This window comes from Paenibacillus sp. MDV22-iso6 (assembly GCF_058408365.1).
Map to the genome: position 1 here is coordinate 306,374 of NZ_JBZVDZ010000004.1, position 14,322 is coordinate 320,695.

10 protein-coding genes are annotated in these 14,322 nt (G+C 46.7%); 3 read left to right on the forward strand and 7 right to left on the reverse strand.

Going from position 1 to position 14,322, the window contains the following annotated elements; genetic code table 11:
• Positions 1–57 precede the first annotated feature (57 nt).
• Positions 58–1,650: a helix-turn-helix domain-containing protein gene (locus tag AC4PM4_RS13430; protein WP_491613808.1), complete on the reverse strand. Its 1,593-nt coding sequence runs from the start codon at positions 1,648–1,650 to the stop codon at positions 58–60.
• A 105-nt stretch (positions 1,651–1,755) separates the two neighbouring features.
• Complete coding sequence (locus AC4PM4_RS13435) at positions 1,756–3,114, reverse strand: PTS transporter subunit EIIC (RefSeq protein WP_488731489.1); 1,359 nt, start codon at positions 3,112–3,114, stop codon at positions 1,756–1,758.
• Between the two features lie 331 nt (positions 3,115–3,445).
• Here AC4PM4_RS13435 and AC4PM4_RS13440 point away from each other — a divergent pair, with 331 nt between their 5' ends.
• Positions 3,446–6,097 (forward strand): cation-translocating P-type ATPase, encoded by a 2,652-nt coding sequence (locus tag AC4PM4_RS13440; RefSeq protein ID WP_491613809.1) that lies wholly within the window; start codon positions 3,446–3,448, stop codon positions 6,095–6,097.
• Positions 6,098–6,251: 154 nt separating this feature from the next.
• A complete protein-coding gene (locus AC4PM4_RS13445; protein ID WP_063565409.1) occupies positions 6,252–7,595 on the forward strand; it encodes an MFS transporter in 1,344 nt (447 codons plus the stop codon).
• Positions 7,596–7,712: 117 nt separating this feature from the next.
• On the opposite strand, the gene AC4PM4_RS13450 is transcribed toward AC4PM4_RS13445, so the two are convergent.
• Together AC4PM4_RS13450 and AC4PM4_RS13455 are read right to left on the reverse strand one after the other, a co-directional pair.
• Positions 7,713–8,177 carry an SMI1/KNR4 family protein gene (locus AC4PM4_RS13450; protein WP_491613810.1) on the reverse strand — a complete coding sequence of 155 codons (465 nt, stop codon included), beginning with the start codon at positions 8,175–8,177 and terminating at the stop codon, positions 7,713–7,715.
• A gap of 32 nt (positions 8,178–8,209) precedes the next feature.
• Entirely contained in the window at positions 8,210–8,866 is a 657-nt protein-coding gene (locus tag AC4PM4_RS13455) for a DUF2625 family protein (protein ID WP_063565521.1), read from the reverse strand.
• A 131-nt stretch (positions 8,867–8,997) separates the two neighbouring features.
• Between AC4PM4_RS13455 and AC4PM4_RS13460 the strand changes: the two genes are divergently transcribed.
• Positions 8,998–10,488, forward strand: a complete 1,491-nt coding sequence (locus tag AC4PM4_RS13460) for a right-handed parallel beta-helix repeat-containing protein (protein WP_491613811.1) — start codon at positions 8,998–9,000, stop codon at positions 10,486–10,488.
• Positions 10,489–10,623: 135 nt separating this feature from the next.
• On the opposite strand, the gene AC4PM4_RS13465 is transcribed toward AC4PM4_RS13460, so the two are convergent.
• The 3 genes from AC4PM4_RS13465 to AC4PM4_RS13475 all read right to left on the reverse strand — a co-directional run bounded on the left by AC4PM4_RS13465 (position 10,624) and on the right by AC4PM4_RS13475 (position 14,265).
• Entirely contained in the window at positions 10,624–11,607 is a 984-nt protein-coding gene (locus AC4PM4_RS13465; RefSeq protein WP_274567997.1) for a sensor domain-containing diguanylate cyclase, read from the reverse strand.
• A gap of 29 nt (positions 11,608–11,636) precedes the next feature.
• The gene (locus AC4PM4_RS13470; RefSeq protein WP_491613812.1) at positions 11,637–12,443 is read right to left on the reverse strand and encodes an alpha/beta fold hydrolase; all 807 of its coding nucleotides are present in this window, start codon (positions 12,441–12,443) and stop codon (positions 11,637–11,639) included.
• Between the two features lie 187 nt (positions 12,444–12,630).
• Positions 12,631–14,265 carry a DUF1593 domain-containing protein gene (locus AC4PM4_RS13475; protein WP_491613813.1) on the reverse strand — a complete coding sequence of 545 codons (1,635 nt, stop codon included), beginning with the start codon at positions 14,263–14,265 and terminating at the stop codon, positions 12,631–12,633.
• Positions 14,266–14,322 lie beyond the last annotated feature (57 nt).

Sequence of the window (14,322 nt, forward strand, 5' to 3'; positions counted from 1 at the left end):
AAATAGGAAGAGATCCTTCCATAGGAGATGGTGCGTATTTAGTTGGATTATTGTGCTCTACCATACATTGGTGACCAGACTATTCACAATTTCATTCAAAATCATTTGCTGTCCAATAATTCCACGGCCATCCACCCACAGGCGAGTATCCACGAGAAATACCCTGTTGTTTTTTACAGCCTTCAAGTCATTCCATTGAGAGCTCTCCACTAACTTCTTCATATTTTCTTGAGCACTAAAGTGCTGCATAACTCGTTTCTCCACAAACAGGTAATCGGGATTGGCTTTGGCCAACAAGTCGAGTGAGCAAGGATTAAACCACGCCTCCCCTGCTTGCAGCGGCTGTGGCAGAGTTAAACGGAGCTGTTCGTACAGTAAATGGGATACCCCATTAGAATGACCACCCAAATATCGATAACCGAACGGTTCTACCCTCAGCACCATCACGGTAGAGGAAGATTGGACAAGATGCTGTAGTTGCTGCTGTGCTGCGTTTACTTCCAATTTCATCTGCATATGCAGTTTATGGGCTGTATCTTCTCGATGAAACACGCTTGCCAGTTGATGGAGCAGAGCCTCCACATCGTTATTTAAACCGGTTATAATGGGTGCAATTGTGCGCAGCTTTTGCTTGATCTCTTCTGTCCAAAAATTTCCCATAATGCATTCGGGCTGAACTTGCCGAATCAGTTCCACATCCAGCTCATATTGCGACACTTCCATCATCTTCACCTGATGCATGTCAAATAGTTCACGTAGATGTTCAGGCAAAAGCAAGGGAGTTACTACAACCGCATGTGGAATAACCCCCAAGTGAATCAACACTTCCGCACAAAGCGGGGAAAGACATACGATTTTACGCTGGGGTAACGTTTGTGCATAATTTCTCGGGGACACACCCGTTAACTGTTTGAAACGACGACTGAAATAATGAGCATCCTCGAATCCGGTCTTCTTCGCAATGTCCTGAGATGTTGCCGTTGATAACAACAGCTCCTCTTGAGCACGATAGATCCGGTAATGAGCCAGATAATCCAGAGGCGGCTTTCCAAAGCGCTCACTGAATTTGCGGGAATAATGCCAGGGACTGATGCCTGCGATCTCAGCCAATTGCTTGCGTGTGATGACCTGTTCATAATGCTGCTGCATGTAATCCACAGTGCGGAGAATGCTTTGTTCCACGGTCGGTTCCTCTTCTAACAGCTCCCGGTATACATGTTGCAACAGTTCATACACCAAAAGCTGATTTCCTACACGGATTACATTGGGATTAGGAGAACCATCTCCATTCCAATGTTGGCTAAGACTCGCCAGTGTGCCACCGGTTAATTTTACTTTTTGATACGTGTCCCCTGACGGTACATGCCATTCATATTTCACTACTTCACCTCGGTCTGGGAACATCGCGTATGTATCGAACTGAACATGCCATCCGGCCAGATCCAGATTGCCACCCTCAATCACTTCAATCACGGTGTTTTCTTGCACTGCAACTAACTCCCCATAAGATAGCTGAACCCTATGTCCATTAATATTCCAGATCGCTCTACCATCGAGGATGAGTAGTAAAGCATGACTAGGAAAGTGATGCAGCTTGCCCGCCGTCATCCATTGGTCTGTCAGTGGCTTAGTTGACTTCCATTGAGCCATCCACTCTATGTTGTTGAGCATTTTTGTTATCCTTTCTGTGGCTGTCCTATTATTAACTCTACAATACACGAAAGCCCGCACCATCAGGTACGGGCTTTTCTTAATTTATACGTGTTTCCGTTCCTTTCCTATCATCCAATAGGTGAGCACACCTGACACACAGAAGGAAATAATCAAACCAACACAGACATGTAGCAGATTCAGACTCCCTTCCTCCATAAATAGCGGAATTTCCAGCAGACTTCCGGACCCACCCAATGCAACTGCTTTGACGGACATCAGCCCGAAATACAGTCCTCCTGCAGCACCGCCCAGCAATGCCGAATAAAAAGAGGCCCTCTTTCTCATATTGACCGCATACATCGCAGGCTCTGGGGTACCTAATAAAGCAGTTCCTGTTGCCCAGAAAGCCAGCTTCCTGAATTCCCGCTGTTTGCTTCTTAGCCCAGTAGCGAGTGAAGCTCCTGCTTGTGCAACGAAGGCAACTAACATGACAGGGAGAATGAGGGAGAAACCATTAACCATCAATTCATTGATTATGATAGGTAAAAGCCAGTAATGAAATCCAGCGATCATCATTAGGGAATAAACCGCTCCCAGCAGCATAATTGCTACAATCGGGGCATCATTCAGTAGTGAATCTACCACATCCGGTAAATGCTGATCAATCCAAGTACCAATTGGACCGAGTATCATTAGAACCAGTGGAACTAGAATCAGAAACGTCAACAATGGAGCAAGAATTCCTTTAAAAACTCTTGGGCTTTTTTGCTCAACGACTTTATCCAGATAGGACGCCGCATATATCGTCAAAATCACCCAAATTGAAGCTGAAAAAAAGACCGCTTGTGACACAATGGGTACACCCATAAAATGAACATCCTCTTCACCTGACAATAAAGCGGTCATTTGCGGGTAGAACATTAGTCCGCCAATCGCTGCGGCAACATAAATATTGCTTTTTAACCGATAGGCTGTACTGAGGGCTACCAGGATTGGCAACAGATAATACACACTATCTCCAATGGATTTAAATATCAGGAATGTCTGACTATCCATCAGTGAGGATTCGTTAAATAACGTAATGACGGCTAGAACAATCTTGAGCACTGCAGCTCCCAGGATGGCGGGCATCAGAGGCCTGAACACATCGGAAATAAAATATAACAATGATTTTTTACGGGTACGCCTTGTTTCAGGCAGTCCGTCCCCTTCTGCTTTCCCCACTCCCATGCCCTGTAGCGTATTATTTAGTTGGGAGGACTCGTCCTCATATGCTATGGAGCAATAATCGCCTGTTATACGAATATCGGCGCCAAGATCCAATACATCAGATACTGATAGATCCATTCGAGTACGGTCACGCAATGTCAGCGTAGTGGTATCCATGTCATGCTGCACATGACGAATATTTTCCTTTCCCCCTGCGAGTTTCAATAGTGCTTCGATTTGCTTGTCATTCATATGTACCTTCTCCTTATGCTGCGGTAAACCCGAGTTTTATGATATGCCCTTATCTATATACGCATTTCCATGAAAAAACTTCAATAGGATAAAAAAACTAATTCCCCTTTTATTTCATGGTTTTTGCGCAAGGTACAATGACCTAATCAAAATAAACAGCAAAAGTATATCCAACACACCGCATTGCAAACGAATGAGATTTACCAGACGCGGAGATTCTACCTATGGAGTTCATAAATTTGATAAAGTTTCACTGGTTCTTAGACGCCTGCAAGGTTATATACACAAGGAAACCTAATATCTGAAATCTATGATCCAAGGAGCTGGTCATTTGCAATATTACAGACATAGTGCAGAGGAGACACTTCAGGACGTTCAGAGTTCCACTAATGGGCTCACAACCTCTGAGGCTGCGAAGAGACTGGAGACGGAAGGCTATAACGAGATAAAAGGAAAAGCTGCAACACCAATTTGGAAGCTGTTTATTGAAAATTTTAAAGATCCTATGGTTATCGTGCTGCTTATCGCAGCCACTGTTCAGATTGTCCTTGGACACCTGATCGAATCGCTAATCATTTTTCTCGTCATTCTGTTAAATGCGGTAATCAGCGTTGTGCAGACCAAAAAGGCCGAAAGTTCCCTGGATGCACTCCGGCAGATGTCTGCTCCCGAAGCCAAAATCATTCGTGACGGGCAGAAAAAAACGATTCCCGCGCGGGAACTTGTTCCCGGTGATATTGTCTTGCTGGATGCAGGAGATTATGTCCCTGCAGACGGCCGCATTTTGGAATCAGGCAGCTTGCGCGTCAACGAAGGCATGCTGACAGGAGAATCCGAAGCAGCGGAGAAACATGCAGATGCCATCCCGGAAGAAGCTCCGATCGGTGACCGTCGCAATATGGCATTCAGTGGATCACTGGTGGTGTATGGTCGGGGTACGCTTGTCATTACGGGTACAGCACTGAAAACGGAAATCGGCAAGATTGCCGAATTGATTGAAAATGCAGAGGCGAAGGAAACTCCGTTGCAACGGAAATTGGAATCCTTTAGTAAGAAGCTTGGCTTCTTTATCCTAGGCTTGTCGATTCTTATTTTCGCCATCGAAGCAGGACGTGTCTGGTTAACTGAGGGAACGGAAAATATCGGGCCATCCATTGTGAATGCCCTAATGTTCGCAGTTGCCGTCGCTGTCGCCGCCATTCCAGAAGCCCTTTCCTCCATAGTGACGATTGTATTGTCTCTGGGAACGAACAAAATGGCCAAGCAGCACGCCATCATCAGACGTCTTCCAGCCGTGGAAGCTTTGGGTTCTGCCAGCATCATCTGTACCGACAAAACAGGAACGCTCACTCAAAACAAAATGACCGTGGTGGACTATTACATTCCCCATGGCACGAAAGACCAATTCCCCGATGATCCCAAACAGTGGTCTGCAGAGGAACGGCGCTTGTTACATATTGCAGTACTCTGCAATGATTCGAATATTAACCAGGAAGGCAAGGAACTCGGTGACCCAACCGAGGTGGCGCTCATTGCCTTCAGTAACCGGGTGAACAAGGATTACAATGAAATTCGTGATCAGTTTCCGCGTGAAGCCGAGCTTCCTTTTGACTCGGATCGGAAATTGATGAGTACTGTGCACACATTTGAAGGACAGACGGCTTTGCTGACCAAGGGTGGCCCGGATGTGCTGTTCAGTCGCTGTAGTCATGTTTTTATGAACGGAGAAGTTCAGCCATTGACGCCTGAGATTCGCATACAGTTTGAAGAAAAGAACGAAGCGTTCTCCAAACGGGCCTTCCGTGTGCTAGCATACGCCTACAAAAAGTTTGATGACAAAAATCAGGTCACGGTAGAGGACGAATATGATCTAACACTTGTTGGTCTGACAGCCATGATTGATCCACCGCGTGAAGCGGTATATGGTTCCATCGAAGAATCCAAGAAGGCAGGCATTCGCACGATCATGATCACTGGCGACCACAAAACAACAGCCCAAGCGATCGGTATTGATATCGGACTTGCAGGCCCGGATGATCTGGCCCTTACCGGAGCAGAGTTGGACAAACTGTCGGATGATGAACTCGATCAGCAGCTCGAACATATCTCGGTGTATGCACGTGTATCTCCTGAAAATAAAATCCGCATCGTGCGTGCGTGGCAACGCAAAGGCAAGATTGCAGCGATGACCGGAGATGGCGTCAACGACGCACCTGCACTGAAACAGGCAGACATCGGCGTAGCGATGGGCAGCGGGACGGATGTCGCGAAAGACGCGGCAGCCATGATTTTGACGGATGATAACTTTGTCTCCATCGTGAATGCAGTCAGTGTAGGGCGTATGGTATTCGATAATATCAAAAAAGCCATTGCGTACCTGTTTGCAGGAAATCTTGGGGCGATTATCGCCATTTTGTTTGCACTTGTAGTCGGCTGGGTGAACCCATTTACGGCCCTCCAGCTGCTCTTCATCAATCTGGTAAATGATTCCCTGCCTGCTATTGCACTGGGTACGGAAAAAGCTGAACCGGATGTCATGCGGCGGAAACCGCGGGATATCAACGAAGGTATCTTTGCCGGCGGAACATTGCAGGCTGTCATTACACGTGGTGTTCTGATCGGGGTGGCTGTTATCGTGTCCCAATATATTGGACTTGGGATCTCGGAGGAAATGAGTGTGGCAATGGCCTTCACGACCCTGATTCTGGCACGGAGTCTGCAAACTTTTGCAGCGCGCTCCAACACACAGACGATTTTCCAGGTCGGCTTCACCACTAACAAATATGTCCTCGGCTCCATCTTGGTTTGTCTCTGCCTGTATGGAATCACGCTGATTCCAGGGGTTCGCAGCATCTTCGCCATCCCGGCAGCCTTTGGCTGGAATGAGTTCCTTATCGCAGGGGGACTTGCTCTCGCAGCGGTCATTCTGATGGATGTCATCAAGTGGATTCGCAATCGTGGCACACCAGCTACTACGTCCTAAAAATAATCAGATGAAAATGCTCATGTGCAAAAACGACGTCCTGGGTCAGGACGCCGTTTTTGTTTAACCACCCAATGAATTCGTATGACATTATTGCCATATACATAGATTGAGCGTAAAATGGTTTATTGAATTCATAGACAGGAATGGTTACGTGAAAGATAAAATTGTAATGCCTCTCTGGACTTGCTGCCTATTCATCGTTGTGATGAATACCACCATGTTTAACGTCTCTTTACCCGTTATTATTCATGATCTTCAGATTACATCAGACCTGGGGTCCTGGGTCATTTCAAGCTACTCCATTGGTTATGCCTTGTCGACGGTGATTTACAGTCGATTGTCTGACCGTATTCCGGTACGCAAATTGTTGACGGTGGGATTGCTTATTCTGGGCTTATCTTCATTGCTGGGATTATTTGCGCACAGCTTTGCGATCCTTTTGCTGACACGTATTTTGCAATCTGCGGGTGCAGGAGTCATGGCCGGGCTTGGACTTGTCATCGCGAGCCGTTATATCCCAGTGGAACGACGCGGAGCTGCCATCGCACTGATCTCATCAGGAAGTGCCATGGCGTTTGGGCTTGGTCCCATTGTCGGCGGACTCATTAGTGAGTACTGGGGCTGGAATGGACTTTTCGCCATTACGGTGCTTGTCCTGCTTGCACTGCCCGTACTGCTCTATTTTCTCCCGCGTGAAACGGCCAAACTGGAGAATCCTTTTGATATGATCGGTGCTGCATTAACCGTGATTAATGCAACCACCCTTCTGGTTGCCATTACTCAGCAGTCTTGGTTATGGCTGGCCATCGGTGTCATTTCACTTGTTGTGCACATCGTGTATATTCGCAGGGCGAGCCTTCCTTTTGTGAATCCACATGTATTCCGAACACCCGGGTTTACCCGGCTACTGATCATCGGCTTCTGTGTTCTGGTCGTAAATCTGGGGAATCTATTCCTGATGCCGCTAGTGCTCGCTGATCTGTTTGGACGCTCGTCACTGGCTATTGGTCTGCTGATTGCTCCTGGAGCCATCGTCTCGGCATTCTGTACCCGTTTTGTAGGTCGCTGGATCGATCGTTATGGCAATATACGTTTTCTGATGATCGGACACATTTTGCTTGCCGCAGTGCTTGCTCTGTTTATGCTGGGACTGAATCAGTCTGCCCTGATCATCACCGGAGGATATCTCTTCTTCTCCCCGGCACTCTCCGCCTCCATAGCTTCACTGAATAACGAAGCGTCTCGGGTGCTGCCCAAAGCGCAAATCGGTTCCGGTATGGGCTTGCTGCAGTTGATCCAGTTTTTTGGCGGTTCGGTATCCGTAGCTGTCTGCGGGCTTATGCTGCACGGCATTCCGGGTGTTCCGGTAGAGGAAGCCTATCATTATGTATATGGGTGTCTGCTTTTAGTCTGTCTGATCTCGCTTGTCATCGTGGTCTGGCATAACAAAGCTGCACGATCGAACTCTACGGCTACAATGACTGAGACTGGATAGGTTGTAAACTAGGATGTATTCTATATCATTCAATCACAACATTATTTATTCAATTGAGTAAAAGGCTCGCGCATAGCGCGAGCCTTTTGTTGTTCACCCCATTATTCAAACGGTGAATCACTCAACTGGATCACTCGGTCTGGTTTTTAAACAAGCTATGAATGCATTGAAGTTGGCAGCGATCTCACGTACATTTTCCTCCAGCAGTTGCTGGGCTTCCTCCGGGGTCTCTGATTCACTCTCAGCATCTTCACGCACTATCGCCTCTTCATGATCCATAACCAGTACGGCAGGAGATTCTGAATTCTTTCGGTAATCCAATAAATAGTTGTTGCCGCTGCTGACACTCCAAGCAAACGGAATAATCCGGCGTGGATCGGGATTCACATCATCTACCAGATTGGTGTTATTTGCAATGAACTGATGATCGAGAGCGGAGAAACGAATTTCCCAATCGACAACCTCTCCATTTTCAATCATATCAAATGCTTGAACGCCAGACTCCTGCTGAAACTCCAGATATTCGTGGGGAAACACAATACCGTAATGCTTCTGAATGTTATCGATATTCAAGTTATTCAAACTCTCCCTCCGTACAGCCCTGTCGTACCACATCATTTCCCAGCCAATGCTGCCTTCCAGGCCTCCTCCACCGCTACAGGAGCTTTGCTGCTACTCTCGCCGCCGCCCTCCTCCGTCCAAAGCGGTGGATAATATGCAAATACTTGTCCTGTCTGAAGCTGCCCCATGTCGTTTTGCCAACCCTTCCAGCGAAAGGTCTGATAGTACTGCTCCAGATCACCGTTAGCCAACCAGTTGATGAAGCCTGAATAAGCCAGTTCTGTCGATTCCCATTCCAGCGTGTCAGGGGCAAAATAGTATACATGTCCCGTACGGCCATACTTGCCCATATCCATTCCGAAAAATCCACCCGCGGCATCGTAGGCGACGATCATCATGCCTTCCAATGCGGGTACACACAGCTTGTCTCCCAAACCATTCCAACTGGTCAGACTCCCAAAAATGCGGTCACCACCCGATCCAAGTAACGTAATCCAGCCATCATCCAACAGGATTCCCTCGGTCTCATAGGCAACGGCTCCCAAATAGGATTTGGTGCTTACTTGGAGGCGATAGAGCGCATCCTCTCCGACCTCCCGCTGTGCAGGAATATAGGTGTATTTATTTTGTCCATGGTCCAACAGCTCCTTGAGTTCCTCCCAAGCGTGATGTTCCCGATCCACTAATTCGTTTGCAGATAGTTTATGCATGATCATTTCTCCCTTCCAGCTGCTGCTATTCCTCCACACATGCTTGTTTTGTATGAGCATATCACGCCCTAATTCACCATTCAAATCTGCTATAATAAAACTTCATAGTCAATTCATGAGGAGGAATCAACTTGTATCGTATTACTACAATTGCACTCCTGGCCCTGATCCTGTTCGCAACCGGTTGTCAGAAGGATGAGACTTCATCCGTCCCTTCTCCCGAGGCTGTGCAGGTACCGGATACCCAGAAGATGTATTACATATCACCACAAGGAAACGATTTGAACAAAGGAACCATTCAAGCTCCCTGGAAAACGTTGCAGCATGCTGCCGACCATGCTCCCCCGGGAAGCACCGTTTATTTGCGGGAAGGTGTCTATCACCAAAAAGTCAAAATCACTCGAAGCGGTAATTCCTCCGGCAATCCAACCCTGTTTTCCAGCTATCCGCAGGAGAAGGCCATCATTGATGGTGAAGGTCTGTCGGTACGCGGCATAGAGGGTTTGATTGAAGTCGAAAATGCCAGCTATATTACGATTCAAAATCTCGAAATTCGCAACTTTACAACCTCACTTCGGGGACAAGTGCCTACTGGAATATATGTTCACGGGTCAGGAGAGCACATTCAACTCCTGGGCAATACCGTTCATTCCATTGCCAATGATGCTAAACCTTCAGAACCCAATTTACAGGGCAGGGACGCCCATGGAATCGCGATTTATGGTACGGAGCATCCCCAAGCATTACGGGATATTATCATCAAGGATAATGAACTGTATGATCTCGTGCTAGGTTCAAGTGAGTCACTCGCAGTCAACGGGAATGTGGATACGTTTGCCCTACTCGACAATACGATCCATGATACCGACAACATCGGCATTGATCTGATTGGGTATGAAGGAACTTCCGAGGACGACACTTACGATCAGGCGCGAAACGGGATTGTACGGGGAAACGAAGTCTATAATATTTCTTCCAATCTTAATCCGTCTTATGGAACGAACCTCCCCAATGATAGCAATTCTGCCGGGGGAATCTATGTAGATGGAGGCAAAAATCATATCATCGACCACAATCGGGTATATCGTAACGATATCGGAATCGAGATTGCTTCGGAGCATGCTGGGCGTTCCACCAGCCACATTACGTTGCAGGATAATCTGATTTTTCATAACAGGCTTACCGGCATCGCCATGGGCGGCTATGATGAGGAACGCGGTTCTACGGAGGACAGTACGATTATGTACAATACGTTAGTGGATAACGACCTGCTGGATGCAGGCAATGGGCAGTTATTCTTGCAAGCCCGAACGAAGAACAATACGTTCAAACGAAACATTCTCGTATCGGGCAGCTCTGACGTGCTCATTTACAATGAATACACCAGTAATTCGGGGAATGTGTTTGATCACAATGTGTACTACTCCTCTGCACCACAAGAAGATACGCTGTGGGTATGGAAAAACACGGAGTATTCCGGCTTCACCCCCTACATGGAGGGATCAGGAAATGAGGCACAATCATTGTATGTAAACCCCGAATTTATGGATGAGGCCAACGAAGACTTCACTCTCCGAGCTGGTTCTTTCGCCGAAGGATACGGCTACCTTGCACCGCGATAATGATTATGGAAGAAGAACAACCAATTCAAGTCAGCTGTCCCGTTTCAAACAAAATAAAAGAGCTTGCGCATAGGGGCACTTCCCTTATGATGCAGGCTCCTTAATGTTTTCCTGTTTAACTGTTTAACCCAGCCCTTAATTTCTTACAAGCTCGGCTGCATGGGTCACCCGATTTCGCCCACCCGTTTTGGAGGCATAGAGCGCTTTGTCCGCTTTTTGAAACAAAGACTGATCTGTATCTTCCTGCGAAACCGTAGCTGCGCCAATACTCACTGTAATGTTATACTCGCCCCAATCGGCGGAATCTACCTGTGAACGATATCTCTCCGCTGTAGCCACAGCTTGCTCTCGATCACAATTCGCAAGAATAATGACAAATTCCTCTCCGCCATAACGCGCCACCACATCCGTGCTCCGTGACACCGATTGCAGCAGGCCTGCCAGATTGCCCAGCACCAGATCTCCAATCGGATGTCCATACGTATCGTTGATGTTCTTGAAATGATCAATATCAACGACCAGAAGGGAGAAAACACATTGAGTTTCCCGGAAGAGTGCCAGACTTTCCACCATTTTATCCTGAAAAAACCTGCGGTTCTTGAGTCCGGTGAGCAGATCCGTCGAAGCCATCGTCTCCAACTGATCATTCACTTTGATTAACGCCTGCTGCTTCACCTTATATTCTTCGTGCAGTCGTTCAAGTTCCTTGTTCGCATCATTTGTGGCTTGATACAGTTCCTGAAGTTTCGTCTTGGTGTTCATTATATCCTTCTCATGTTCAATTCGCTTACGCATCACCACAACCACACAATCTACTACGCTTTCCCCATCGCGAGTTTGGCGAATCCCGTTAAGCAAAACTGGGACATCCTGCTGATCACTGGTGCGAAACGTAAAGTACATCTCGTCCACATGTCCATATAACTGGATGTAGGGATAGAAATACGTATGAAAAAACAGCTTGTTGGTCACCGACATAGTGGACTCAATATGCCGTCCCAATAGCTCATTGCGTTCATACCCTAGCATGGTCAGCAGGGTTTGATTAATCGTTTTTATGATGCCCGAGTCAGAAATGGAGAAGTATCCACAGGGTGCCATATCTAATTGTATATCCATGGATTAACTGCCTTTCCTCTCATTTTACTTTACACGCTCTGCAAATACTCTTTAATGAAGCGGCTTGTCTCTTCAGGCTGACTTAAATGTGGATAATGCCCCTTCGCCGTCATCTGTTGAAGTCTACTGTTCTTCAGATGCGCATGCAAGTAATCCCCCACTTCAACGGGAGCGATGCTGTCATCCGAGCATTGAAGAATGAGCGTAGGTACCGAGGCACGCTCCAATTCATTCCGACAATCCGAGAAAAACGTCACCTCCGCAAATTGTCTGGCAATATGCGGATCTCTCGAACAGAAGCTTTTTTCCAACTCTTCCGTCAGCTCTTTCCGTTCCGGATTCTGCATAACAATCGGAGCGAGATAGCTGGCCCAACCAATAAAGTTCATCTGCATCATTTCCAGCAGCTCATCAATGTCACGCCGATCAAATCCGCCATAGTAACCCGGAAGATCGTTTACATAACGCGGGGAAGGCCCCAGCATGACGATTTGCTTGAAATATTTAGGTTCATGAATGGAAGCAAGCATGCCAATCATACTGCTGACCGAGTGTCCAACAAATATGACATCTCTCAAGTCGAGCGCTTCCATAATCTCCAGCACATCCTGGGCATATCCTTGAAGATCACTGTATTTGTTTGAATCATAATAGTTAATTTGAGATTCACCTGAGCCTACATAATCGAATAAAACAACTCGGTAGTTCTCCGTAAAACTCGGAACAATATAGCGCCACATATCCTGATCACACCCAAATCCATGTGCAAAAATAATCGTTTGGCTGCCTTTTCCCAACAATTTCACATTGTTACGCACGAGGACGTCAATCGTCATCCAAATCACCTCTCTGAGGTAGTATCCTTTTGCTTTGACCTATCTGGTTATTATATCGGAAATTGTTGGGTTATGGATAAGAAATATTAATTTTCATTACTTTGGATACATAAAGAACAATCCACTTTGTATGCCAAAAGGCCCTCTCATCACGAAAGGGCTCTTTGTACTCATTTTTTATTTTTGGCTATTTTACAGTGAGAATCACACGTTGATAATGCTTCAACTGATGCTCCCCATCATCCTGTACTTCGGCTACGATATGAATGGTATCGCCCGATTTGGCATCGTCAGGTACGTTGAACGATACAGCATCGGTGTCACTGCCCTCCAATTGAATCGTATCCAACTTCTCGCCCTTCGCCAGTTCACGATGTAATCCAAGTTGCAGATCACCCGCCATCTCAGGCTGAACTTTCTCCTCCTGGACGTTGGAATCTTTGTACGTATCTGCTTCAAAATATCTCCACCATTTGTAGGTGAGCTGATCTCCATCCGGGTCCTTTCCTTCGGCATGAAGGGTTATTTTCTCACCCGGACTGACGGACAGATCCAGTCCTTCCTTAATCGTTAATGACGGATTATGGTTGGCTGCTTCAAAGGTATCTGCTACGGCCCAATCGGCACGAGCCGCAAAATCATTCTGAATATCGTCAAACCATCTCATCAGAGAGTATTCAGCCTCATATCGTTTAGTATACGGATCGTAATCAAGAACGTTGTTCCTGAACAGCTTGTCATTTACCACACCGAAGCGTCCTCCCCATCCACCGAAGGAAGGGTCTTCCATACTGCGCAGCCCATTGTCAATTAGATAGAAGAAGGATGGAGAATCACCCTCGGATATAAAATCGTATTTGTCATATTGCGGATTCTTCTTCAGATATTCAGCACTACCGCGCTGCTCTTCTTCCAGCTCGCCTTCAATCATTTTTCCATCACCCATGGATGCATACATATCCAACAACTTGCCATGACCATCCAGAATGTTTTTGAGCATCCAATCCCCATGCAGCTTGCTGTTGACTTCCTCTGTATGGAATTTCCACGCATAGGCAAAATGCCAGAAGTTCGATTGGTCGTTCAGAATGCGAATGTCAGGCCAATTTTTTGCAATATAGTCGTTATAGCTGTCATCCTGATCGAGGATGATGTATAGCACCAGTTTATCACTGACTTTTTTGCGAATCGTTTCCCACTCAGATGTGCCCTTGTACTGTTCTTCAATCGATTTCAGTGCTCTGGCTGTTGTATTTGTACCGCCCCAGGTCTGCACAATCAGATCTCTGGAATCATCGTCGAGGAAAAGCGTTTGGAGAAATTCGGAACCTTCTGTTTCTTTCTCCATCTCCCCTTTGTCGGAGATATTACCGATTTTGGTCATCTTGCGAAGCTGTTCCGGCTCCGGATATCCCTCTGCATGTTTGGACAAGTTGGGATAAATTTCGCCATAGGCATCAATCATGTCGTAAACCCACTGTGTACCTATCCAGCGGAAAGGTTTGATTCCTGCTTCCTCGTCGCCCGCATAATGATACACTGAACTGGTCAGCACAATGCCCGCCAGATCCATTTCATTAGAATATAATAGAAAACGAATCACCGAGTTCATATCATCCACTTCACCATCGGTTGTAATCACCTTTCTCGCTTTGGTTGCGGAATGATCTGCCGTTTCTGTAGATTCATTTTGTTCCTGTTCTGCCGTCTTGTTGGGCGTTTCAGTAGCCGTTTGCGGTGTTTTGGATGCGCATCCACTGACAATCAGAATCATACTGAGGCAGCCAGCCGCCAAAACGTTTAACCATTTTCTTGTACTCATGTTCGTGATCTCCCCTTTCTTGTGTTCCACGCGATGTGTTTTTGGGAATGTCTGCGA